The organism is Pseudomonas iridis (genome assembly GCF_017980685.1).
Lineage (GTDB): Bacteria > Pseudomonadota > Gammaproteobacteria > Pseudomonadales > Pseudomonadaceae > Aquipseudomonas > Aquipseudomonas iridis.
On the sequence record NZ_JACXXO010000013.1, the window covers coordinates 104,208 to 126,033 of the forward strand.

At 59.1% G+C, this 21,826-nt stretch carries 19 protein-coding genes; 8 read left to right on the plus strand and 11 right to left on the minus strand.

Features of this window, described 5'->3' with window-relative positions; genetic code table 11:
- Positions 1–66: 66 nt before the first annotated feature.
- The 3 genes from IEQ42_RS20120 to IEQ42_RS20130 form a co-directional block, all read right to left on the minus strand.
- Positions 67–4,113: an RCC1 domain-containing protein gene (locus IEQ42_RS20120; RefSeq protein ID WP_210704875.1), complete on the minus strand. Its 4,047-nt coding sequence runs from the start codon at positions 4,111–4,113 to the stop codon at positions 67–69.
- Positions 4,114–4,273: 160 nt separating this feature from the next.
- Entirely contained in the window at positions 4,274–5,218 is a 945-nt protein-coding gene (locus IEQ42_RS20125; RefSeq protein ID WP_210704876.1) for a LysR family transcriptional regulator, read from the minus strand.
- Between the two features lie 55 nt (positions 5,219–5,273).
- Positions 5,274–5,432: a hypothetical protein gene (locus IEQ42_RS20130; protein WP_191626412.1), complete on the minus strand. Its 159-nt coding sequence runs from the start codon at positions 5,430–5,432 to the stop codon at positions 5,274–5,276.
- Here IEQ42_RS20130 and IEQ42_RS20135 point away from each other — a divergent pair.
- Positions 5,431–5,862: a helix-turn-helix domain-containing protein gene (locus IEQ42_RS20135; RefSeq protein ID WP_210704877.1), complete on the plus strand. Its 432-nt coding sequence runs from the start codon at positions 5,431–5,433 to the stop codon at positions 5,860–5,862. The genes IEQ42_RS20130 and IEQ42_RS20135 overlap by 2 nt on opposite strands.
- Before the next feature lie 134 nt (positions 5,863–5,996).
- Positions 5,997–8,921 carry an ATP-binding protein gene (locus IEQ42_RS20140; protein ID WP_210704878.1) on the plus strand — a complete coding sequence of 975 codons (2,925 nt, stop codon included), beginning with the start codon at positions 5,997–5,999 and terminating at the stop codon, positions 8,919–8,921.
- Here the strand turns inward: IEQ42_RS20140 and IEQ42_RS20145 are convergent.
- Positions 8,886–10,355, minus strand: a complete 1,470-nt coding sequence (locus IEQ42_RS20145) for an ATP-binding protein (protein ID WP_210704879.1) — start codon at positions 10,353–10,355, stop codon at positions 8,886–8,888. The genes IEQ42_RS20140 and IEQ42_RS20145 overlap by 36 nt on opposite strands.
- Positions 10,356–10,445: 90 nt before the next feature.
- Positions 10,446–11,396, minus strand: coding sequence for a GlxA family transcriptional regulator (locus IEQ42_RS20150; protein ID WP_210704881.1), 951 nt, complete (start codon positions 11,394–11,396; stop codon positions 10,446–10,448).
- Positions 11,397–11,615: 219 nt separating this feature from the next.
- Here IEQ42_RS20150 and IEQ42_RS20155 point away from each other — a divergent pair, with 219 nt between their 5' ends.
- Positions 11,616–12,338 (plus strand): pirin family protein, encoded by a 723-nt coding sequence (locus IEQ42_RS20155; RefSeq protein WP_210704882.1) that lies wholly within the window; start codon positions 11,616–11,618, stop codon positions 12,336–12,338.
- A gap of 46 nt (positions 12,339–12,384) precedes the next feature.
- Here the strand turns inward: IEQ42_RS20155 and IEQ42_RS20160 are convergent, their stop codons facing one another.
- Positions 12,385–12,834: a hypothetical protein gene (locus IEQ42_RS20160; protein WP_210704883.1), complete on the minus strand. Its 450-nt coding sequence runs from the start codon at positions 12,832–12,834 to the stop codon at positions 12,385–12,387.
- 251 nt (positions 12,835–13,085) lie between these two features.
- The gene (locus IEQ42_RS20165; protein ID WP_210704884.1) at positions 13,086–13,961 is read right to left on the minus strand and encodes a LysR family transcriptional regulator; all 876 of its coding nucleotides are present in this window, start codon (positions 13,959–13,961) and stop codon (positions 13,086–13,088) included.
- 110 nt (positions 13,962–14,071) lie between these two features.
- Between IEQ42_RS20165 and IEQ42_RS20170 the strand changes: the two genes are divergently transcribed.
- The 3 genes from IEQ42_RS20170 (at position 14,072) to IEQ42_RS20180 (ending at position 17,379) form a co-directional block, all read left to right on the plus strand.
- Positions 14,072–15,262, plus strand: coding sequence for a YbfB/YjiJ family MFS transporter (locus IEQ42_RS20170; protein WP_210704885.1), 1,191 nt, complete (start codon positions 14,072–14,074; stop codon positions 15,260–15,262).
- Between the two features lie 61 nt (positions 15,263–15,323).
- Positions 15,324–16,322 (plus strand): NAD(P)H-quinone oxidoreductase, encoded by a 999-nt coding sequence (locus tag IEQ42_RS20175; RefSeq protein WP_210704886.1) that lies wholly within the window; start codon positions 15,324–15,326, stop codon positions 16,320–16,322.
- Between the two features lie 112 nt (positions 16,323–16,434).
- Complete coding sequence (locus IEQ42_RS20180) at positions 16,435–17,379, plus strand: alpha/beta hydrolase (protein WP_210704887.1); 945 nt, start codon at positions 16,435–16,437, stop codon at positions 17,377–17,379.
- Here the strand turns inward: IEQ42_RS20180 and IEQ42_RS20185 are convergent.
- The 3 genes from IEQ42_RS20185 to IEQ42_RS20195 all read right to left on the minus strand — a co-directional run bounded on the left by IEQ42_RS20185 (position 17,376) and on the right by IEQ42_RS20195 (position 20,168).
- Positions 17,376–19,187, minus strand: a complete 1,812-nt coding sequence (locus IEQ42_RS20185; protein WP_047300509.1) for an ABC transporter ATP-binding protein — start codon at positions 19,185–19,187, stop codon at positions 17,376–17,378. The two genes, IEQ42_RS20180 and IEQ42_RS20185, sit on opposite strands and share 4 nt — an antisense overlap.
- Positions 19,188–19,305: 118 nt before the next feature.
- Positions 19,306–19,758 (minus strand): anti-virulence regulator CigR family protein, encoded by a 453-nt coding sequence (locus IEQ42_RS20190; RefSeq protein ID WP_210704888.1) that lies wholly within the window; start codon positions 19,756–19,758, stop codon positions 19,306–19,308.
- A gap of 80 nt (positions 19,759–19,838) precedes the next feature.
- Entirely contained in the window at positions 19,839–20,168 is a 330-nt protein-coding gene (locus tag IEQ42_RS20195; protein ID WP_210704889.1) for a hypothetical protein, read from the minus strand.
- Between the two features lie 153 nt (positions 20,169–20,321).
- On the opposite strand from IEQ42_RS20195, the gene IEQ42_RS20200 reads away from it, so the two are divergent.
- Together IEQ42_RS20200 and IEQ42_RS20205 are read left to right on the plus strand one after the other, a co-directional pair.
- Positions 20,322–20,600: a hypothetical protein gene (locus IEQ42_RS20200; protein WP_210704890.1), complete on the plus strand. Its 279-nt coding sequence runs from the start codon at positions 20,322–20,324 to the stop codon at positions 20,598–20,600.
- Positions 20,601–20,803: 203 nt separating this feature from the next.
- Positions 20,804–21,349: an NADAR family protein gene (locus IEQ42_RS20205; protein ID WP_228732010.1), complete on the plus strand. Its 546-nt coding sequence runs from the start codon at positions 20,804–20,806 to the stop codon at positions 21,347–21,349.
- A gap of 45 nt (positions 21,350–21,394) precedes the next feature.
- Here IEQ42_RS20205 and IEQ42_RS20210 read toward each other — a convergent pair whose 3' ends face one another.
- Positions 21,395–21,622 (minus strand): YceK/YidQ family lipoprotein, encoded by a 228-nt coding sequence (locus IEQ42_RS20210; protein ID WP_215729189.1) that lies wholly within the window; start codon positions 21,620–21,622, stop codon positions 21,395–21,397.
- Positions 21,623–21,826: the final 204 nt, after the last annotated feature.

Genomic DNA, 21,826 nt, shown 5'->3' on the forward strand with positions numbered 1-21,826 from the left:
AGACCTCATACAGCGCTCTGTCGAGCGCCATATTCCGGGGTTGAAGGAAGGCTCAATGGCAGGCGTTCACCGCCCGGTATTCAGCTCGGCCCAGCGACTGGCCAGAAGTGCCCGGCCTCTGGAGGTCGGAGTGGCGTGATAAGACACCTTGCCCCTCAGCCGCTCCTGTACGGCGCTGCTGTCCCCGCCGCCATTGGGATGTCCCCAGGTCACGACGCGGCCGTCAGCGGTAAGCGCGGTAAACCCATGAGTGTTGTCGTAAAGCGCCAGTACCTGAGTCAGCTCAGTGACGACTGTCGAGGTATCACCACCTACGGTCGCATTCCCCCAGGCGACCACTGTGCCGTTCTTGCGCAACGCGGCAAAAGCCATGGAGGAACCACACACCTGAACAATGTCATCGAGCGCCGCGATTTCGGCAGGCACCAGACCACCCTCCGCAGGAGTGCCCCACGCCACTACGTGACCATTGCCTCGGCGCGCTGCGAACGCGCGCCAGGTGGAACTGACCTCGACAATGTCCGTGAGCCCGCCGATCAGCGCGTCAATCGTCCCGCCGTAAGCCGCCGTTCCCCACGCCACCACCTGCCCGGTGGCGCGCCTTGCGGTGAAGGCCTGCGCATTGGCGCAGCTCAATTCGATGATGTCGGTCAGAGACGCAATTTCAGCCGGCACAGCGCCGCCATAGGTGGCGTGGCCCCAGCCGACAATCCGCCCATTGCCGCGATGCGCGGCAAAGGCACCAAAACTGCCGATCAGATTGTCGATATCGGTCAAGCCTGCAATATCACCGGGAACCACCCCACCGGCTGCCGCCAGGCCCCAGGCCACAACATTCCCGGCGGATCGTTTTGCTGCAAAAGCCTGACCCGCCGCCACCACTCGAACAATATCCGTCAGTGCGCCGATGTCTGCAGGAACACTACCTCCAATGGCAGGTGCGCCCCAGGCAACCACCTGCCCGGTCGTCTTCAACCCGGTGAACGCGGTCGCATTACCGATGACTTCGACAAAACCCAACGGATCTATACCGCTCATGCTTCCGCCCGCGGCGGCGGTTCCCCAAGCGACAACTGCACTATTGGCGCGGCGAGCCGCATAGGCGCTGCGCGTGCAGCTGACCTCAACGATGTCATCCATGGTGATGATGGTCGCAGGAATATTGGCACCGTGCGCAGCGTTGCCCCAACCGGCGACATCCCCGACATCTCGGTGAGCGACGAAAGCCGCGAAACCTGTAACCGTGGTATCGATCCCGTTGCCAATGATATTCGCCGGGTTGAGCGTGACCAGATCATCGGCAGTGCGCACTTGCAGCGGCTGCTGCGGTGAGGTGTCGCGCCAGGTGGCAGCGGTCATCCACTCTGCGTCCGAAACGTACTTCCACTGCGCTTGCAGCGGCTGCCCCGTGGTGGCGTTGAATGCGCTCAGTACACGAGTGGCACTGGATGCGCGATAAGTACTGCGGTTATAACGGGCGCCCATAATTTTCAGGGTACCGCTGCCGATGACCCGGCGAACATCGTAAACCGTCGGCACCGACGGGCCATCGGTACCTCCGGCCTTGCGCTTGACCTCATAACGCAACTCGATGCTGGCATCGAGGTTGGCGCTGATCACCGCGTGGGCCACTTTGATCACGCTGAGTTCTTTGTCGGCCTCTGCTGCCAGAACCGTGTGGTAGTAAGGGGTAGTGGTTTTGCCGACCACGGTCACGGTGATTTCATCGTCGGTTTTCAGTTGAGCCGTCGCCGGGATCACCACCGTTGCGCCGTTGGGGTAGACGTCGTCCGGGTTCAACTGATCGTTCTGCGCCCCTGTGGCTTCCCGGAAGGTGGCGACCGGCAATCTGAACTCCTGCGCTTGCACGTCAAACGCATACGGCTTGCCGTTCGCCTCGCCACCATCAAATAACTCGACCCGATAATTGACAGTTATTTTCTTGTTCAAGCTGGCCTGCACAACGGACAGACCTACAGTGAACTCGATCGGCTTGCCCTTGTTATTGCCACTGACCACTTTGTCATCGGTGTAATTGACCACTCCGTCCGATGATGCCCAGCTCATATGGAGGTGATCGCCGGTATTGTCGGGATCATTGGCCGGTATCTCAACGGTTGCTCCGTTCTGGGCATTGGCCGGGTCGAGAATGTCATTGAGCGCCTCCACTACGCGGGCCGGATCCAGCAATTGCTTGGATTCGCCGACGAAGAACACGAGGGGGTTGGAATAACTGATCGTGTCGGTTTCTTTACGCCAGATTTTGTAACTGGTCTTGATCCTGGCACCGCGATTTGGCTCGATATGCTCGGCCACGAACGTTGGGCTGAGTCGGAATGACACGTCGCTATTCTCGTTGAGCGCAGTAATGTCGATGGAGTCGCCGGTCTCGCCTGACTGTTCCCCTGCCCATATGTAAGTCACCTTATCGCCGCGTTTCGTCGGCGTGGCGATGGATTTGGGAGCAATCAGCTGACCAACGCCATTGGGTAAATCAGCAGGCTCCAGTGAGCCATTGCTTTCTCCGAGCACGATCGGTTTAACCAACTCGAATTTTGGCTCGCCCACCCTCAGCGATGCCGCGGGACGCGACACACGCCTGACAATGTCGCCGTTCCCGTCCACACTCAAATGGACGTACGACAACACCAGTGTTCCGCCCTCAATGGTCTTCAAGTGCAAGCCTTCGACAGCGAGGAAAAAACCGATCGGGTCGGCGATTTCCTCCCGGCTCGGGATGTATCTTTCGAATTCCGGGATATAGACACTGCTATCCGGACGTTTACCGAACCACACCAGTTCAAACGCTTCGCCATAGTTGAACAGCGGATTAAAGGGAATCAGAATCCGGGTACGTGCCAGGTCAGGATCAATGGCGCCCTGGCTTTCATCTTCAGCAACAGGGGCATCCAGGCGCGTGGCCTCACCCTTGACTTGCACGAACTGACCTTTGGATTGCAGCGGATCGGCAATTCCCTCGCGCGTGACCTCATAAGAAAAAATCACCTGGGTTGCGGCAAGCCTGCGCATATCCGCACTCTCGAACTCGACCTCATAGGTGTGGGGAAGATTGTCGACCTGCTGCTTCGGCGCAGTGAATGTCACGGCTTCGCCATCGACGGTGGTACCGCTGACTTTTACTTCAATCCAGTCCTCATGTTTGAATTGGCTTGAGGTTGCCCAGACCTGAACGAAGATATTTTTATCACCCAACAGGTCAAGGTCGAGAACATTGTTGAGCGCATCCTTGGCAATAGGGGCTACCAGCCGATTGGTGTTGAGCGAAACCCTGATCCGGGTTTCTTTACACCAGTCCTCCGAATAGTTATGGACGATATCGCGCACGCGAAAGCTCACGGCCAGGCCAACCGTATCGGTATCACCTGCCTTTTCTATAACTGCCCGCTTGACGTAAACAGTGATGGGATTATTCACCGGATCACTGATTTGCTCCGCCGTCACCTCGTCGCCCCAGATCAGAATGCCCCCCCAAGTGATCTGAGGCTGGTCGCCCACGGCAATCTCAGGATAGGGTTCGCCGCTACCGGATGCGTTTCGAATGACGATAGGCACACCCGCTTTCGGCGCATCCGGATTATCCTCATCATCCGGATCCACCGGAATGTTGTCGCTGTCCACTCCATCAGAGACAAATTCTGGCGGGATGAACATGTACAGATTGGAATGCCCCGGCCCCTCTTCCGTATCCTGTCCGCCGGGAACTTCCAGCTTGACGAAAATTTTCGATGGCGGCGTGTACGTCTCGGCGGGATCCAGGCCTAGTCGCTTTACCCAATAGTCGATTTCATGGGAGCCCGAAGTAAGATGACGCGGAGCAACGAACAGGGTCGCACGCTGATCAGATTCCGCTTGATCACGGATGGTGTACCGATCCACCTCGACAGAGTCTTTCCTGAGCACCACCAGGTCGCCTTTATTCTTGGTCGGCCATGGGCTGAGGTAGACCTGCAACCCATCGTCCGGATAGATCCCTTGCGCCGCAGCGCGATTGATCCCCCACTCCCCCGAGGGAAGAATGGGAAGCGTACGACCGGTAATATCCGGCTCAGCAAGTGCCAGCGTTGCGATCTGTTTTTTGAGTCGTAAAAGCATGACAAACACTCCTGCCAGAGGATCGGACGACGGAGTGATTAAAGGCTGGAAAGTCGGCAATCGTCACCTGTCAGATCTGACAGGTGCAGAGCAGTTTCCGACGAACGGCGAAGTGGAAATGGTGGAAATCCGTGAACGTTCGCAGCCCTGCCCAGCGAACTCAGGTCTTGCTTTCGAAGCGCTCGGCCGCGGGAATATTCAGCGGCGCCGCCATGAACTGGCTGATCCGCGATCTCAACCATCTCTCCGCCGGATCGTTGTCATGCACACCGCTCCAGGCCATCGACAATTGCGCGGCATCAATCGGGAACGGCGGGTCTTCGGCGCGCAACGCACAGCCCTCAACCAACGCGCAGGCGGCGTAATCCGGCACGGTGGCGATCATCTCGGTGCCGGCGAGCAAGGCGCGCAGGCCGCTGAACTGCGGTACGCCGAGGACGACGCGGCGACTGCGTCCGACTTTGGCCAGGTCCATGTCGATGTTGCCGCTCAAGTCGCCGGAGAACGACACCATTGCGTGCGGACGCTCGCAGTATTCGTCGAGTGTCAGCGGCCCCGGGCGATCATCGCCGCGCAGGACTTTGCAGGGAATGTCGCGCAGTTTCTTGCGTTTGGCGTTGGCAGGCAGATCCGTGGTGTAGCTGACGCCGACGGAGATTTCCCCGGAGGCCAGCAATGCCGGCATCAGCAAGTAGTTGGCACGGCGCACCACCACGACGATGCCCGGCGCCTCTTGCTGCAAATGGCGCAACAGCGGCGGAAACAGGCCGAACTCGGCATCGTCCGACAAACCGATGCGGAAAACGTCGCAACTGCTCGCCGGTTCGAACTCCTTGGCCCGGCTGACCGCGCCAGAGATGACGTCCATCGCCGGTTGCAACTCCTTGAGGATCGCCAGGGCGCGGGCGGTCGGTTCCATGCCGCGACCGTTGCGCAGTAGCAACGGATCATCGAACAGGTCACGCAGACGCCCGAGCGCAGCACTCACCGCCGGTTGGCCCATGAACAGTTTTTCGGCGACGCGGGTCAGGTTCTTTTCGAACATCAGCGCTTCGAAAATCACCAGCAGATTCATGTCGACGCGACGCAGATCATTACGGTTCATCGGCTCGGTTTCCTTCTATGGCCAGCCATACGCATGTGCTACGCACTTTAGCCGATCAATGGCGCTGTAAACGCCGCGCCAGCGCGAAATTAACAACGATTAACTCGTCAGTCACGGCGCCCCACTCAACAATGAATGCCTCTGCGCAGCGTTGTTTTTTTGATTGAGGGAGAGCGCTGACCGTGCCTTCCCCACCGACACGGACATTGGCCATGGCTCAATTACACCCCACCGTCGCCCTCGCCCCTGCCTGCGAACCGCGCAAAAGCGGGATCGGCGGACTCAGCCCGCAACGCGAACGACGCGTCAAACAACTCATCCTCGAACGCCTCGGCGAAAGCCTGGAAGTCACCGAACTGGCCCACGCCTGTTCACTGTCACGCAGCCACTTCTCCCGGGCATTCAAGTGCAGCACCGGGCTCTCGCCGCAAGACTGGATCCGCACCCAACGCATCGCTCGCGCCAAACTGCTGATCCAGCACACCGACCTCAGCCTGACGCAAATCAGCCTGGAATGCGGTTTCTGCGATCAGGCGCATTTCTGTCATATGTTCACCCGCAGCGAAGGCATCAACCCGTTCGCCTGGCGCTGCCAGATCATGGGTGCACCCAACAAACAACGCTCACCCTCTGCCATGTTTTGACCTTTACCCTTGCGTCACCCGTTGCACTGATCGCAAAACCTGAGGATTATGCCCGGACACCCCGAAATAGACGGCCTGCGCTTGCGCCCGGCCCTGTTTCGCTCTGTCCGCCGCAGCACCCCAGGAGTGAGCTGTTGAGTCTTCCCCCGAATCAGGCCCTCGGTTTCGGCCCCTATCGGATTCATCCCGGGCAACGGCTGGTGCTTGAGGGCGATCAGCCGTTGCGACTGGGTCGGCGAGCGATGGACATTCTCCTGACTCTGCTGGGCCACGCCGGCGAGGTGGTGAGCAAGCAGCAATTGATGGCCGCCGTCTGGCCGGACAGCGTTGTCGAAGACATCAACCTGCGGGTGCACATGGCAGCGCTGCGCAAGGCTTTGGGCGACGGTCAGGCTGGCCAGCGCTATATCGTCACCGTGGCGCAACGCGGTTACAGTTTTGTTGCGCCGATCCTGCACGAGACTATCGAACAGCGCCCGGCGGGCGATGCCGACGGTCGGCACAATCTGCCCCTGCGGCGCACGCGGATGATTGGCCGTCAGCCGCTGGTCGACCGGTTGATGACGCAGCTGCCACGCCGGCGCTGCATAACCCTGGTCGGCCCCGGTGGCATCGGCAAGACCACGGTGGCCTTGCGCGTGGCTGAACAGTTGATCGGGCATTACCGCGACGGAATTCGACTGGTGGATCTGGCGCCGCTCAACGACCCACAGCTGATTTGCTCGCACCTGGCGGCCCTGCTCGAGCTGTCGCTGCTGGACGGCGATCCGCTGGTGTGTCTGGTCAATGGTTTGCGCCAGCGCCAGATGCTGCTGGTGCTCGACAACTGCGAGCACCTGATCGACGCCGTAGCAGCGCTCAGTGAAAGCATTCTGCGCGGCGCGGCGCAGGTGCATATTCTTGCCACCAGCCGCGAAAGCCTGCGTGCGGAAGGCGAATTTGTGCAACGTCTGGAAACCCTCGATTACCCACCTTTGCCTGTCGAACTGGACCGAGCCCAGGCGCTGGGATTTTCCGCGTTGCAGCTGTTTGTCGAACGGGCGATGGCGGCGCAGGAAAGCTTTGAATTGAGCGATGCCCAGTTGCCGCAAGCCATCGAGATTTGCCACCGACTGGACGGTATTCCACTGGCGCTGGAACTGGCGGCGGCACAAGTCGCCGAACTGGGGCTGGACGGCTTGCTGGCGCAGTTGCAGGGCCGTTTGCCTCCCTTGGCGGCGAGCGACCAGAGTAGCGCCGAGCGCCACCTGACGTTGCGTGCCACGCTGGACTGGAGTTTCAACCTGCTCGATCGCTGCGAGCAAACCTGCTTGCGTCGACTCGGTGTGTTTCGCGGCGGGTTTACCCTGGAGTCGGCGGCGGCCGTGATCGTCGGGCAGCAGATCGACCCCGCTGCGGTGTTCGCCTCGATCACGCAATTGGTGGCCAAATCCTTGCTCAGTGTCGAGGTGGGTGATGAAGAGGTGTTCTATCGCCTGCTCGATACGACACGCCGCTATGCCCTGGAAAAACTCGATGTCGCGGCTGAACTCGATGAGACTCGTCAGCGCCACGCCGAACGCTGCCTGGCCCTGATGCATCAGGCGCAATCGCACTGGGAAAACACCCCCACTGCGTTGTGGATCGAGCGCTATGCCCGAGGTCTGGAGGATTTGCGCGCAGCGCTGGAGTGGAGCCTGAACAGAGCCGGGCCGGATAATCTGGCCATTGAGCTGACCGCAGCCTCGGCGCCGTTGTGGCAGGAGCTGTCGCTACTCAAGGAGTACGGCGATTACGTGCGGCGGGCGTTGCGCCTGCTGGACGAACTTGGCGCCCCATGCCCGCATCTGAAAATCGCCCTGAAACTGGCTTTGGGCAGTGCCTGTTATCACACCTGGGGCGCCACCGCGGAGACTATCGGCGCTTTTGTCGACGCCCGCCAACTGGCCCAGACACATGCTGATATCGCCGGCCAATTGCGCGCAATATCCGGGCATCTGGCGGTCAACCTCAGTTGTGGGCGCTACCGGATGGCGCTGGAGCAGAGCGAACAGTTCGACCGCCTCGGCCTGCACGGCGACCCGTTGCTGTCGCTGAGCACGCACCGCTTGCGGGTGCTGGCCCTGCATTACGCTGGCGACCAGCCACAGGCACGCATTCATGCCGAGCAAGTGCTCGAACGCATGGCGCACAGCGGTCATCTCAACCGCTTTACCCACGGTTTTGGCGTGCAGTATGACCAAAGCGTCGCTTCGCTGACGGTGCTCGCCCGGGTGCTGTGGCTGCAAGGATTTCCCGATCAAGCGTGGCGCACGGCGCGACAGGCACTGGACATTGCCCTGCAGATCAATCACGGCACCTCGATTTGCTACACCCTGGCACTGGCCAGTTGCGTGATCGCCCATTACAACGGTGACAAGCAGAACGCCCGGGCACTGTTGCATCTGTTGCTTGAGCAATCGCAGAAGCATTCGGTGCTGTTGTTTTATCGCTGGGCGCTGCACTACGCACAGGTGATCGACGCTGAAACCACTATGCCCTTGCCGGCGGATGGCAGCGGGCTGGTGCGGGAAATCATGGTGACGCTGGATGAGCGCTTTGTTGATGATGATTTGCTGACGCGGGCGCTGGCTGGTGATGCGGGTTGGAGTACGGCGGAGATTCTGCGGGCTCGGGCGAATGCGTTAATGGTTGATGACGCAGGGCGTCCGAGCGGACGGCTTCGCGAGCAGGCTCGCTCCCACAATGGTTTCGTGTTAAACGCAAATTCTGCGTCCCCCCCAAATCCCTGTGGGAGCGAGCCTGCTCGCGAAGAGGCCAGCTCAGTCACCGCAAATGTTCAGGAAGCAGAAGCCATCCTGAAACAAGCCCTGTCCATCGCCCGCACCCAAGGTGCCTTGGCCTGGGAGTTGCGCAGCGCCACCTCGCTCGCCCAGCTCTGGCAACGTCAATCCCGTCATCGCGAAGCGCTGGATCTGCTGACGTCGATCCATCAACGTTTCACCGAAGGCTACGCCACGCCGGACCTGCGAAAAGTGCGCCAGTTACTCGACGAGTTGCGCGATCCCGTGCTCGCCTGACGCATGACGCACACGACTGATAAAGCGCGCATGTCGACGCTCCAGTTCAATGCCTTCACCACTGCGCTCAAGGTGCTCGCGGGCATAACGCCGGGTGGTATTGAGCATCCGGTATCTGCCCGTGCCAGCCTTCTGCTCCACCGCCAACAATGACGTGTGCACCAACCGTTCGATGATTGCCCCCAGCTGCGATGCAGACAGCATTGGGCAAACGATCACGCCCTGAGCAGCCTCCAAAGTGAAGGCCAGTTTGAACACCGACAAGCGTTGCAGCACACGCTGTTCCTGCTCGCTCAAGCGTTGATAACTCCAGTCGAGTGCGGCCTGCATGGATTGATGACGAGGCACCGCCGTGCGCCGGCCGTGGTTGAGCAATTGCAGGCCGTTGGCCAACTGCGCGTGCAATCCGATCAACGCCAGTGCGTCGATCTGCGCAGCCGCCAGTTCGATCGCCAACGGCAAGCCATCGAGCTGACGACAGATCTCGCGTACGGTGGGCAGATCCTGTTCGCGCAAACTGAAATCATGCTGTCGAGCCCGGGCGCGGCTGACAAATAGCTGCACCGCCGGATAGCCCATGGCCTGCGCGACACAATCGACTGCCGAACTGTTAGGAAAAGTCAGCGGTAATAACGGTTGAACGATTTCCAGACTGGCCTGCAAGACCTCACGACTGGTCGCGAGGATCGTCAATTGCGGCGCGGCGTCCAGCAGCGTCTCGACCATTGCCTTGCAGGCCTCGCGCCGGTGTTCGCAATTGTCCAGCACCAGCAATGCATGACGCACGCACAGCGTGGCGAAATCGCAATCGAGGGTGCGCAGCAGGTGTTCCAGCAAGGGGATTTCGACATCGATCTGCGCCAGATCGACCAACCACACGCCATCACGAAAATGTTGCAGCAGTAACTCCGCTACGCGTAGCGCCACGGTGGTCTTGCCGACACCGGCAGGCCCGGTGACAGTCATCAGTCGACACAGCGGCAGGCGCCGCACCATGCCGCCAACCAGCGCATCGCGGCCGGTGACCGGGGTCAGTCGCGCGGGCAAGTTGTGCTGCGGTGGTTGCAGCCCTTTGAAGACTGCTTGCGGCACGCTGTCGTAATGCACCGGGGCGATGAAGCTGTACCCGCGTTGCGGCACATTGACGATATAACGCTGACCATTCTGACCATCGCCCAACGCCCGCCGCAGTGCGGCGATGTGCACGCGTAAGTTGATCTCTTCGACTACCGACGTTGGCCAGATCCGAGCAATCAATTGCTCCTTGCTGACCACCTGCCCCGCCCGCTCGACCAGTAACTGAAGAATGTCCAGCGCGCGACCGCCCATGCGCAATTGCCGATCCCCGTCGAGGATCAGCCGCTGGCGCAGATGAAACGCGTAAGGGCCGAAGCGCAGCACCGCCGCCGTGTTCACATCGTTGAAATTGTCCATGCCAACTATCTTGGCAGCCTCAGATGACGGCACAACCGCCACACAGGACGTCGCACGGACATCCGGGTGCCCTGGACGGACAGAACCGCTCTAGCTGAACTGTTCGCGGTACTGCGCAGGCGTCAGGCCGAGCTTTTCAGCGAATAGCGAACGCATGTGCCGCACGCTGCCGAAGCCGCTTTTATAGGCCACGGTTTTCAGCGGCAGATCGCTGGTTTCGAGCAAATTACGTGCACAGTCGATGCGCGCACTTTGCAGAAACTCCATCGGCGTCATGTTGACGTCGCGGGCGAACACCCTGGCGAAATGCCGCGCACTCATGTTCGCCAGCCCCGCCATGCGCTCGACGGTAAACGCCTCGTCGAGGTGTTCCAGCACATAGTGCTGCACCCGGGTGACGGGGGTTTCCTGCGGAGCCACAGCAGCCATCAACGGGCTGAACTGCGCTTGGCCGCCTTGCCGTTTCATCACCACCAGTAAAACTTTGGCCACGTCCTGAGCGATTTTCTTGCCATGATCCCGGGCGACCACGGCCAACGCCAGATCGATACCCGCAGTGACGCCGCCCGAGGTGATCAGATTGCGGTCTTCGACGTAAATCTGATCGGTCGTCACATTGGCTTTCGGGAATCCCTTGATCAGGCGTTCGGTGTAGTTCCAGTGCGTGGTCACGCGATAACCGTCGAGCAATCCGGCATGGCCCAGCACGAAAGCGCCGGTGCAGATCGAGCCAAAACGCTCGGCGCGCTGCACGGCCCCGGGTAACCAAGCGAACAGCGTCGGGAATTTTTCGTTATAGGCCCCCGGGCCACCCGGCACCAGCAGCAAGTCATAGCGCTCGTCGTTGTCACCGATAAGCAGGTCAGCGTGCACGCATACGCCATTGGAGGCGCGCAGCGGGCCGCGTTCTGTCCCAAGGGTAATCAGTTGATAGTGTGATTCTGCTTCCAGAAAACGATTGGCAACCGAAAACACTTCCATCGGGCCGGCCATATCGAGCAGCAGAAAGTCGGGGAACAACACCATTGCCACGGTTTTCATGGGTTTACGTCACTGATCAAAAAAAATAAACACAACAGTCAGGCTGAGCATTATGGCCAAGCGAGCGCTGAACGTCGGAAAAGAATGCGTGAACTGACGAGCAAAACTGTCAACCTGATCGCGACAGTGTTTCAATTTCTATCTACTTATTGCTTCAAACGGTTAACAGTAAGCTTCTCCTCACTCGGACGAATTCACGTCCCGCCAGGAGATTTCATCATGCTGACTCTTCGCAAAGCCTCCGATCGTGGCCTCGCCAATCATGGCTGGTTGAAGTCGTTCCACACCTTTTCCTTTGCCAGCTATCGCGATCCGCGTGAACAGGGCTTTTCCGACCTGCTGGTCATCAACGATGACCGCGTTGCCGCCGGCAAAGGTTTCGGCCAGCATCCGCATCGCGACATGGAGATCTTCTCCTACGTGCTCGAAGGCGCACTGGAACATAAAGACACTCTGGGCACCGGTTCGGTGATCCGCCCAGGCGACGTACAACTGATGAGCGCCGGCAGTGGCGTGGCGCACAGTGAGTTCAACCATTCGGCAACCAAACCTGTGCATTTCCTGCAAATCTGGATCGTGCCGGAAGTCAGCGGCGCCAAACCGCGTTATCAGCAGGAGCACTTCAGCAGCCAGAAAAAACGCGGTCGGCTGCAATTGATCATTTCGCCTGACGGCAGCAACGGTTCGCTGAAAGTACGCCAGGATGCGCGAGTGTTTGCCGGACTATTCGATGGCAAAGAGAGCGCTACCCTGGAACTGCCCGCCAATCGTTACGCCTACGTGCATGTGGCGCGCGGCAGTGTGGAACTGAACGGCCAGCGATTGCAGGAAGGTGACGGCGTGCGGGTTCGCGAAGAACAGGCGCTGACATTGAGCAATGGCGTGGATGCCGAGGTGCTGGTGTTCGACTTGCGGCCGCAGGAGTTGCCGCAGATGCCATGAGGTTGCTTGACGACCACAAAAAACGGCCTTCTCATGAAGGCCGTTTTTATGGCGGTGGTGTAAGTGAGGGTAATGCCAGCGGTGACGGTGCGTGGATATCCTTGCCCGCTTGAACCGCAGCCAGGGTGGTTTGTATCGCGACATACATGTTGGCTTGGTTCGCGTAATAGGCACCTGCGACGATGGCAACGATTCCAAGCAACTGGACGACAGTGGCTGCCCAAACATTAGCTTTGACGGTAGCCCCTTGCCTCGCAGCTTCCTCAGCTCTCCGGGAAATTTTTCGCATATCCTGCGAAATCAGGTCGTAACGCTTGTCTCTTTCAACTTGAATCTTGTCTCGTTCAATTTGAGTCTGATCTCGCGTCTTGTCCCGCTCGCTCTGAATCGCAAGGAACTCGCGGATTTCTGCGCGTACACCGTCGATTCGAGCGTCCATTCTGCTTTCAATGGTCTCGATCCTGGCATTGAATTCTTCGCGGCTTACCGTGCTCATGACTTGAGTATTCCGACCTTTGCTCGATGTCTCACTGACTGGATATTGATGTAACTCACTGGCTTTCAATCCGATCCCCTTCCTTGGTTACCGATACCCATCCCTGGGTGATCACTCACAAGCGTGATGTCTATCGCGGTGAGTTGCAGCAACAATAGAGCCCATCAACCAAGCCCGCAAGCCAGCGGATTCTGCCTAAGTTGTAGGCCGTTTCGTCGGGCAACGTAGCTTCTCCAAAACACGCCAGACACTCACCCATTCTCCAGCGCAAACCCTTCGACAATCTGCTCGATCACCGCCCGAACCCGTGCGGTGTGACGCAAATCCGCATGGGTCACCAGCCATACTTCATACGGCTGCGGACGATTACGCTCTGGCCAGAGCCTGACCAAACCATCCTGTTCGCCCATGTACACCGGGATTTCTCCTACACCCAGACCCGCCGCAATCGAGCGGCGCACCAACAGGCTGGAACTGAGACTGGCGACGATACGCCCGCGATGCAGGGGCTCGGAGACCAGCGTCATGTCCTTGTTGCTCTGCAGATACGGCTGGTAAACCACCAGGTCATGCCCCTCGAAAGCCGCGCCCTGAGCAGGAACGCCATGAGTGTCGATATAGGCCTGCGAAGCGAACAACCCCACTGGCCATCGTGCAATCCGCCGTGCGATCAGGTCCGGATTGTCAGGTCGGGTATTACGCACGGCGATGTCCGCCTCGCGCTTGGCCAGGCTGAGGATCTGCGTCGAGGCATCAAGTTGCACGCGTACGTCCGGATGCTGCTGGTGGAGACGGGCGATGGCCGGGATCAGAAAGTCGATGGCCAGCGAGTCGGTGGTGCTGACGCGCACGTTACCGGTCAGGCGATCATCCAGCCCCTGTATCTGCCGCTCCAGCTCCAGCGCCGAGTGCTCCATTTTCTCCACGTTCTTGAGCGCCGCCTCGCCGACAGCCGTCAGCGCGTAACCCTCAGAAGTACGCAAGAACAGCGTCGCGCTGAGGGACTTTTCCAGCGCCGTGATCCGCCGCCCGACGGTGGCCTGATCCACGCCCAGAACCCGCGCCGCGCCACGCAATGTCGATTCACGACAAACCGCGAGAAATACCCGTGCATCGTCCCAATTCATCTTGCCCCCTTGTGATGCAGATTTGCATCGCTGCGCAGCCGATTCGCTGCGCGAATGCAGCAAACATAGCCGATATGCTGGGCGCCATAAACCTTCTTGAGATCGCGCTCATGCGTACGTCATCCTCAGCATCGGCAATCTTCGCCGGACTCTGCGCCAGTCTGGTCAGCATCGGCCTGGCACGCTTTGCTTACACCCCGCTGATTCCCGCGCTGATTCAGGCGCAGTGGTTTTCTGCCAACGATGTGGTCTATCTCGGCGCGGCCAATCTGGTCGGCTACCTGATCGGCGCCCTGCTCGGTCGGCCAATCGCACGCTACCTCGGCAATAAAAATGCGTTACGGCTGATGATGCTGTTGGTTACCGCTGCGTTTTTTGCCTGTGCGTTTCCGTTGTCGGTGAGTTGGTTTTTTGATTGGCGGTTGCTGTCGGGAATTACCGGTGGCGCGATCATGGTGTTGGTGGCAGCGACGGTCTTGCCCCACGTGCCGGCAACCCGAAAAGGATTGGCCAGCGGCGCGATCTTCCTTGGCATCGGTCTTGGGATTGCCGGCTCCGGGACGATTGTCCCGCCACTGTTGAGCCTGGGCCTTCAATCAACCTGGCTAGGGCTCGGTGCATTGTCGTTGCTGTTGACCGCGGTGAGCTGGTTCGGCTGGCCTGATGACTTGCCGCATCCGGTTGCGACCCCAGAGAGCGTGGCGGTTCAGCCAACCCCACCGGGCGTGTATTTGCTGTTCGCGCAATACGCCTTCATGGCCGCAGGTCTGGTGCCGGCCATGGTGTTTCTGGTGGATTACGTGGCGCGCGGGCTCGGAGCCGGAGCGCATGTCGGCGCGCTGGTGTGGGTGATGTACGGGTTGGGGGCGATTGTCGGACCGGTGAGTTATGGCTTTCTGGCGGACAAGTTTGGCGCACGGACGAGCATTCGTCTGGTCCTGGTGGTGCAGGCGATCACGCTCGGGCTGCTGGCGACTTCCCAATCATTTATAGCCTTGGCATTGCTGGCGGTGATTCTCGGTTCATTCCCGCCCGGCATCGTGCCACTGGCTCTGGCCCGCGTGCACGAATTGATTCCTGAACATCATCGCCAGCAAATCGCCTGGAGCCGGGCCACCGTATCGTTTGCCACGTTCCAGGCACTGGCCGGGTTTGCCTATTCGGTGCTGTTCAATGCCTCGGGTGGACATCACACGTTGTTATTCGTGATTGCCGCAGGCGCGATTGCAGTGGCGTTGTTGCTGGAGCAGGCAATGAGGTGGCTGCCCTCTTCCATTGAATCGCGTGCTTGCACTCACTGAAGGGAATCATTGCCTTTAAACCACGCTCCCATCTACAGAACCTTTAATCACAGGAGTCCACATGACTTTACCCAACGAAATGACCCGAATCGAAATTACCCAGCCCGGTGGCCCTGAAGTTCTGCAACCCAAGCGCGTGCCGTTGCCGGTGGCTGCCGAAGGCGAGGTGCTGATCCGCGTACACGCTGCCGGCATCAACCGGCCGGATGCCTTGCAGCGCGCCGGGAAGTACCCGATGAAGCCCGGAATGAACCCGATCCCAGGCCTGGAAGTGGCCGGCGAAGTCGTGGCACTCGGTGCTGGTGTCAACCAGTTTGCCCTCGGCGACCGCGTGTGTGCGCTGACTAATGGTGGCGGCTACGCCGAATATTGCTGCGTTCCGGCCGGCCAGACTCTGCCCATTCCCGACGGACTCGAATGGGTGCAGGCCGCCGCGATTCCGGAAACTTTCTTTACCGTGTGGGCCAACCTGTTCGGTCTCGGCGGCGCCAGCCGAGGGCAACGCGCGCTCATCCATGGCGGTACCAGCGGCATCGGCACCACGGCGCTGATGCTTTGTCGCGAATTTGGCATCGAAGCCTTCGCCACGGCCGGTAGTCCGGCAAAATGCGCAGCGATCAGCAAGTTCGGAGGCCAACCGATCAACTACCGCGAAGAGGATTTCGCTGCGGTAATCGCCGAGAAAACCGCTGGCCAGGGTGTGAATGTGATTCTCGACATCATGGGCGGCTCCTACTTCAACAGCAATGTCAGCGCTCTGGCGATGGATGGGCGATTGGTGATGCTGGGCTTCCTTGGGGGCGGCAAGGCAAACGACGTCGATCTGCTGGCGATCCTGGGAAAACGCGCGGTGGTCACCGGGTCGCTGTTGCGCGCGCGCACTGCGGCGGAGAAATCGGCCATTGCCGATCAGTTGCGCGAGCACGTCTGGCCGGTACTGAGTGCCGGTCGCTGCCTGCCGATCATCGACAAGGTCTATGCACTTGAAGAGGCGGCACAGGCCCATGCGCACATGGAGGCCGGCGATCATATCGGCAAGATCGTGCTGAAGGTGAACTGAGCCGTTGCAGCATTTTGTAATCGTTGCGTACGGGCGGTGGTCGAAAATATCGCGCGCAGACCGAGGCATCTGGTAAAAAGCGTTCTTTGTCTGCGCCTCGGTGAAACGTTTAATGTTCCTTTCCTTCATGACTCGTCTGCGCCGTCGCCGCTTGGCGTTCGCCTGCATGGCCGCTTTGATTATCGGCGTGCCGACGAGTTGTGCCGTGCTGGAACATACCGAGCGCAAACTGCTGTTTCGCATCGAGCCGGGGACTGCCGGCTGGTATCGCGGTTTGCCGGGCAGCGTGCAGGAACTCGATCTGCAACCCAAGAGCTTCAAGGCCGGGGAAAACATTCATGCCTGGTGGTGGCCGGCGGAAAAAGCCAACGCCCCGGCGATCCTCTATCTGCATGGCGTGCGCTGGAACCTCACCGGGCAGTTGTTCCGCATCGAGCAATTGCGCGCGGCGGGCTACTCGGTACTGGCCATCGATTACCGCGGATTCGGCCAGAGCAAGGGGGATCTGCCGTCCGAAGGCAGCGTTTACGAAGATGCGCGGGTGGCGTGGGAGCGCTTCAAACTGCTGCAACCGGATCCGAACAAACGCCTGATCTACGGCCACTCCCTGGGTGGTGCGGTGGCGGTTGATCTGGCCGCCGAACTTGGCCAGGACGCCGCGCGCGACAAGACGCCGCTTGCAGTGCGCGGCTTGGTGATCGAATCCACCTTCACCTCGCTGGCAGATGTGGCTGCCGCCGTGGCCAACACCTCGCTGCCGGTGCGCTGGCTGCTGTCGCAGAAATTCGATTCCATCGACAAGATCGCCGACATTCACATGCCGTTGCTGGTGGTGCATGGCATGGCCGATGCGTTCGTGCCGCCGCGTTTCAGCGAGCAACTATTCAACGCTGCTCAACAACCCAAACGCTTGTTGTTGGTACCCGGCGCTACGCACAACAACAGCATGGCGTTGGGCGGGCAGAATTATCGCAAGGCGCTCGACGCCTTGATGCAGACCAAACCTTTGCCACGTGTCGCGGGGCCAGCGCCGCTGCGCAGCGCACGCGACTCCTAACGGTAACCGCGAGCCTGTAAATCGAAGAGCTGCGCGTAATGCCCGGCAGTCTCAATCAAATCATCGTGGTCGCCCTGCTCCAGAATCCGTCCCTGTTCCAACACAATGATGTGATCAGCATTGCGCACACTGGAAAATCGGTGCGAGATCAGTAAAGTCATACGACCTTCGGTGTGCTGGCTGAAATGCTCAAACACCGCCGCCTCCGCTGCCGGATCGAGGGCCGAGGTCGGCTCGTCGAGGATCAGGATATCGGCCTCGCGACGCATGTACGCCCGCGACAAAGCAATCTTTTGCCACTGCCCACCTGACAACTCCTGACCGCCGGCAAACCAGCGACCCAATTGTGTGGCGTAACCGCGTTCCAGCCCCTCAATGAAGCGCGCAGCCATGCCTTCGGCAGCAGCGTCTTTCCAGCGCTGTTCATCACTGAATGCCGAAGTGTCGCCAACCCCAATGTTTTCACCGACGGTGAACTGGTAACGAATGTAATCCTGGAAGATAACCCCGATGCGCCGACGTAACGTGGTCTCCTCCCAATCCTGCAAATCGCTGCCATCGAGCAGAATGCGCCCCTGATCAGGCCGATAGAGTCGCGTCAGCAATTTGATCAGTGTGGTCTTGCCTGAGCCATTTTCACCGACCAGCGCCATGCTTTTGCCGGGTACCAGATGCAGGTCGATGCCCTCCAGTGCCGCGCGGGTAGCCCCTGGATAACGGAAGCCGACGTTTTCAAAACGCAGACCATCGCCCGGTCGCACGCCAGCGGTGAGATGACCACTATCGGCCAACACCGGCTCAGCGAGATACTCGTAAAGATTCGACAGGTAGAGGCCGTCTTCGTACAGCCCACTGATCGCACTCAAGCTGCTGCTGACCGCGCCCTGCCCCTGCTTGAACAGCACCAGATACATGGTCATCTGGCCCAGACTGATATTGCCGTGCACGGCATCGATCACAACCCAGGCATACGCCACGTAAAACGCCGCCGTGCCGAGCAATCCAAGACCAAAGCCCCAGCCATCGCGACGCAACGTCAATTGCCGATCTTCGGCGTACAGTCTGGCGAACGTGTCTCGGTACCGTTGTAAAAGCAGCGGCGCGAACCCGAACAGTTTGACCTCTTTAATGTACGCCTCGTGGGACAGCAAGGTTTCGATGTAACTTTGCTGGCGGCTCTCCGGCGCCCGACGGGTGAACAGCCGGAAGGCATCGCCGGAAAAGTGCGCCTCAGCAAAGAACACCGGTAGCGCGCCGATCACCAGCAAGACCAGCGCCCACGGTGAAAAATGCACCAGCAGTACACCGAAGCTGATCAACATGATCAGGTTCTGGACCAGCCCCAGTGACTTCATGACCAATGCCAATGGCCGGGTCGAGGCTTCGCGGCGTACGCGCACCAGCTTGTCGTAGAACTCGGAGTTCTCGAACTGCACCAGTGACAGGGTCTGCGCCTTCTCCAGAATCAACGTATTGACCTTCTGCCCCAGCTGCACCCGCAACAACGACTGCTGCACCGACAGCGCCCGTTGCGTTGCGGACATCAACGCCAACACCCCGGCCTCCATCAGCACGTAACGCAACACCGGCCACAACGGCGCATCGCCCTGCTGCGCATGCAACTGCATCGCCGTCACCACCGCATCGACGATCCGTTGACCCAGCCACGCCGCCAGCGCTGGCAACACACCGGCAACCAATGTCGCCAGCACCAGTCCCAGAAACAAACTGCGCGACGTCCCCCAAACCAGGCGCAAGGCACGCTGCGCCTGGTCGAGTAACGAAATGACGCGCGATAAAACAGGCATAGGGCATTGAGCTCGGCAAGGGATGAGAGTGCGTCATGGTACTCCAGCGCCGACGTTACGAATCTTCGAGGCAAGAAAAAGCCCGACCTGAAAAAGTCGGGCTCGATGCTGCAAGCGCTTACTCGAACGCGCCGTTGAGGACTTCATAGATGAGGCCAGTGGCGAGGGCAACCAGTATCAGATCCGTACCGGCTTGCTGCCATTGGTAACCGTCGTAGTGCGGAAGGTGGCCGAGCAGACGATTGTCGAGTTTCTTCGCAATACCCGGAGGCAACGGTTTGCCACGCGCCAGATTCTTCTGGACTCCGGGGGGCAATGCAGGGCCGGGTTGCCAATAGTCACGATATCCACCGACCAAGCCGATGACGTGGCTGCGGTCGACGGTCGGGCCATGGCGGTAATCCCCGTTGTTAGCGTTTTTGCCTTTGTTTCCTGCCCCTTGTGCATTGTGCAGGTTGCCTTTGCTATTGCCTTGGCCCTTACCGTTGCCGGGATCCGCGAGCGCGGCCATCGGGCCGGCGACCAGAACCAGCGAAATCACACCTGCAATGCATCGCGTTGATCTGAACATATCCGTACTCTCAGACAATGACGTTATTCACAGGATAGTAGATCGGGATGCCAGCAGTCGTTGGCTGCGCTGATTCGCCCCTAGCGCTGAGCCAGTTCGTGGCGCACACATTGCTCATAGTAGGTCTGCTTGACCGCCGCCGGCTTGAGTTTAGAGGTGCTGTTATAGGTTTGTTCGGTAATCCCCATCGCGGTCATGCGCATCCACGGCTGCTGGAATTTGCGCACCTGCAACTGCTTGCGCGCGCCATACAAAGAGATGCCTGACAGCTTGGATCGCTGCGCGCCTGCAGCGATATCCGCACCCCAGTTACAGGCAAAACGATGACCTTTACTCAACTCTTTCGCCTGCGCTCCTGAAGCAAAGACAGCCAGGGAAAGCGTTGCAACGGTCATGACAATCGTCCGCATATAACCAACCTAACCTTATGAAAAAAGGAGAGTTTGACGATGAAAATGGCACTCGGGGGCCAGCAATTTGCCCTACCACTCGTCCAGCACCATGCATCTTTGTCTCTCTGGCACCTCCAAACCAGTACATCCCCTCGCGTGAAGGCTTAGATGATGAACAAGAAAATTGCGCTGCTATCGCTTGCCAGCCTGCTCATGATTGGTCCGATGAGCGCCTCGGCAACAGAGAAAAACACTGCAGAATCTGCCGCCCCACCGAATGCCCTGCCGGGCGTTAATCACTCGAAAAGTTCGAGCGCACATGATGATAAGGCGAACAAAAAGGGCGAGGAGTCTTCAGGAGGTAATGCCGGCGCGCAGGCGCATGAAACGGAAAAGGATGCTGCGACTTCAAGTGATTCGCAGGACATGAAGAAAGAGCCGAAACAGTAGCGTCTGTTGAATGGGCTGTTCGCGATTGCCCACTCAAGGCTCGACGATCCTTGCATCAAGCTTCACGTAAGCTTGAATAGCAGCCGTTTGCCGGTATTAAATCCGCCTCTGATGTCATCACAATGGTCTATTGATGCGCCCTGCGGGGCGACGCATACAACTTAAATGCTCACCTCGACGCCCCCTTCACCAAGGAAGACCCATTGCCCGACTCTAAATATCTCGAAGACCTGCGCTCCCGATTCAATTGCGCAGAGAAAATGGAATTTACTTTTTTCTGGGGGCACCAACCCGGCAAGCACGGCGTTACCGCTTCATGCTTCAGCCAATGGTATATCGCCGAATTCATTGTTGATGGGCAACGCTACCCAACTGCCGAACACTACATGATGGCCGAGAAGGCAGTTTTGTTTGGTGATCAGGAAACTCGCGCCCAAATACTTCAAGCCGCCACCCCCAACGCAGCCAAAGCACTGGGCCGCAAGATCTCCGGATTTAACGAGCAGGATTGGCTGCAACATCGATATGAGATTGTTGTGCGCGCGAACAAAGCCAAATTTTCGCAAAACCCGGAATTGAACAGTTTCCTCAAGGACACCGGTTCTTGCATCATCGTTGAAGCGAGCCCGGTTGATAACATTTGGGGCATTGGTCTCGCCCAGGATCACGCGGACGCTAATAATCCAAATCTGTGGCAGGGCTTGAATCTCTTGGGGTTTGCGTTAATGCAGGTACGCGATGGGCAATGATTCCCGCCTGCCCGAACCAATCTTGGGGCGGACGAGTCAGGCAGCTCACAGGTTGCAGCTGTATTGATATTCGAAGGGGAAAAATACCGTATCGACCACTAAGGAAAACGGTGCATCGATTAGTAAAAACGGGATCAGTTTCCCTTTTGAAGTGCCCACTAACCACCAATCAAACCGCACACCAATGTAGGGACAGCGATGCTTGTCGTAATCCATTCGCATAGCGGTTGCCGCACATCCGCCTAAACCGGCGATAAAAACCAGCAGAATCATTGTTCGAAACACGTAACGTCCTTATTACTTCACGGCGCAAATCAGTTTTGCGCAGGCTCCGCAAATCTCCCTACGGGCTTTCAGCCAGAAAGTCCCTACACCCCCGGCATTCTACCGCCCCCCTAAATCGTATCAACCCTGACACGATCGGCGTTAGATTGTAGAATCCGCCGCGATATCAATTTGCCCCCGGCATGCCCGGAG

Excerpts from the sequence above, each read along its gene's own strand:
- IEQ42_RS20120 (WP_210704875.1), bottom strand. The coding sequence starts at position 4,113 with ATGCTTTTACGACTCAAAAAACAGATCGCAACGCTGGCACTTGCTGAG.
- IEQ42_RS20125 (WP_210704876.1), bottom strand. The coding sequence starts at position 5,218 with ATGAACCGTAATGATCTGCGTCGCGTCGACATGAATCTGCTGGTGATT.
- IEQ42_RS20135 (WP_210704877.1), top strand. The coding sequence starts at position 5,431 with ATGGCTCAATTACACCCCACCGTCGCCCTCGCCCCTGCCTGCGAACCG.
- IEQ42_RS20130 (WP_191626412.1), bottom strand. The coding sequence starts at position 5,432 with ATGGCCAATGTCCGTGTCGGTGGGGAAGGCACGGTCAGCGCTCTCCCT.
- IEQ42_RS20145 (WP_210704879.1), bottom strand. The coding sequence starts at position 10,355 with ATGGACAATTTCAACGATGTGAACACGGCGGCGGTGCTGCGCTTCGGC.
- IEQ42_RS20150 (WP_210704881.1), bottom strand. The coding sequence starts at position 11,396 with ATGAAAACCGTGGCAATGGTGTTGTTCCCCGACTTTCTGCTGCTCGAT.
- IEQ42_RS20155 (WP_210704882.1), top strand. The coding sequence starts at position 11,616 with ATGCTGACTCTTCGCAAAGCCTCCGATCGTGGCCTCGCCAATCATGGC.
- IEQ42_RS20160 (WP_210704883.1), bottom strand. The coding sequence starts at position 12,834 with ATGAGCACGGTAAGCCGCGAAGAATTCAATGCCAGGATCGAGACCATT.
- IEQ42_RS20165 (WP_210704884.1), bottom strand. The coding sequence starts at position 13,961 with ATGAATTGGGACGATGCACGGGTATTTCTCGCGGTTTGTCGTGAATCG.
- IEQ42_RS20170 (WP_210704885.1), top strand. The coding sequence starts at position 14,072 with ATGCGTACGTCATCCTCAGCATCGGCAATCTTCGCCGGACTCTGCGCC.
- IEQ42_RS20175 (WP_210704886.1), top strand. The coding sequence starts at position 15,324 with ATGACTTTACCCAACGAAATGACCCGAATCGAAATTACCCAGCCCGGT.
- IEQ42_RS20180 (WP_210704887.1), top strand. The coding sequence starts at position 16,435 with ATGTTCCTTTCCTTCATGACTCGTCTGCGCCGTCGCCGCTTGGCGTTC.
- IEQ42_RS20185 (WP_047300509.1), bottom strand. The coding sequence starts at position 19,187 with ATGCCTGTTTTATCGCGCGTCATTTCGTTACTCGACCAGGCGCAGCGT.
- IEQ42_RS20190 (WP_210704888.1), bottom strand. The coding sequence starts at position 19,758 with ATGTTCAGATCAACGCGATGCATTGCAGGTGTGATTTCGCTGGTTCTG.
- IEQ42_RS20195 (WP_210704889.1), bottom strand. The coding sequence starts at position 20,168 with ATGCGGACGATTGTCATGACCGTTGCAACGCTTTCCCTGGCTGTCTTT.
- IEQ42_RS20200 (WP_210704890.1), top strand. The coding sequence starts at position 20,322 with ATGAACAAGAAAATTGCGCTGCTATCGCTTGCCAGCCTGCTCATGATT.
- IEQ42_RS20210 (WP_215729189.1), bottom strand. The coding sequence starts at position 21,622 with ATGATTCTGCTGGTTTTTATCGCCGGTTTAGGCGGATGTGCGGCAACC.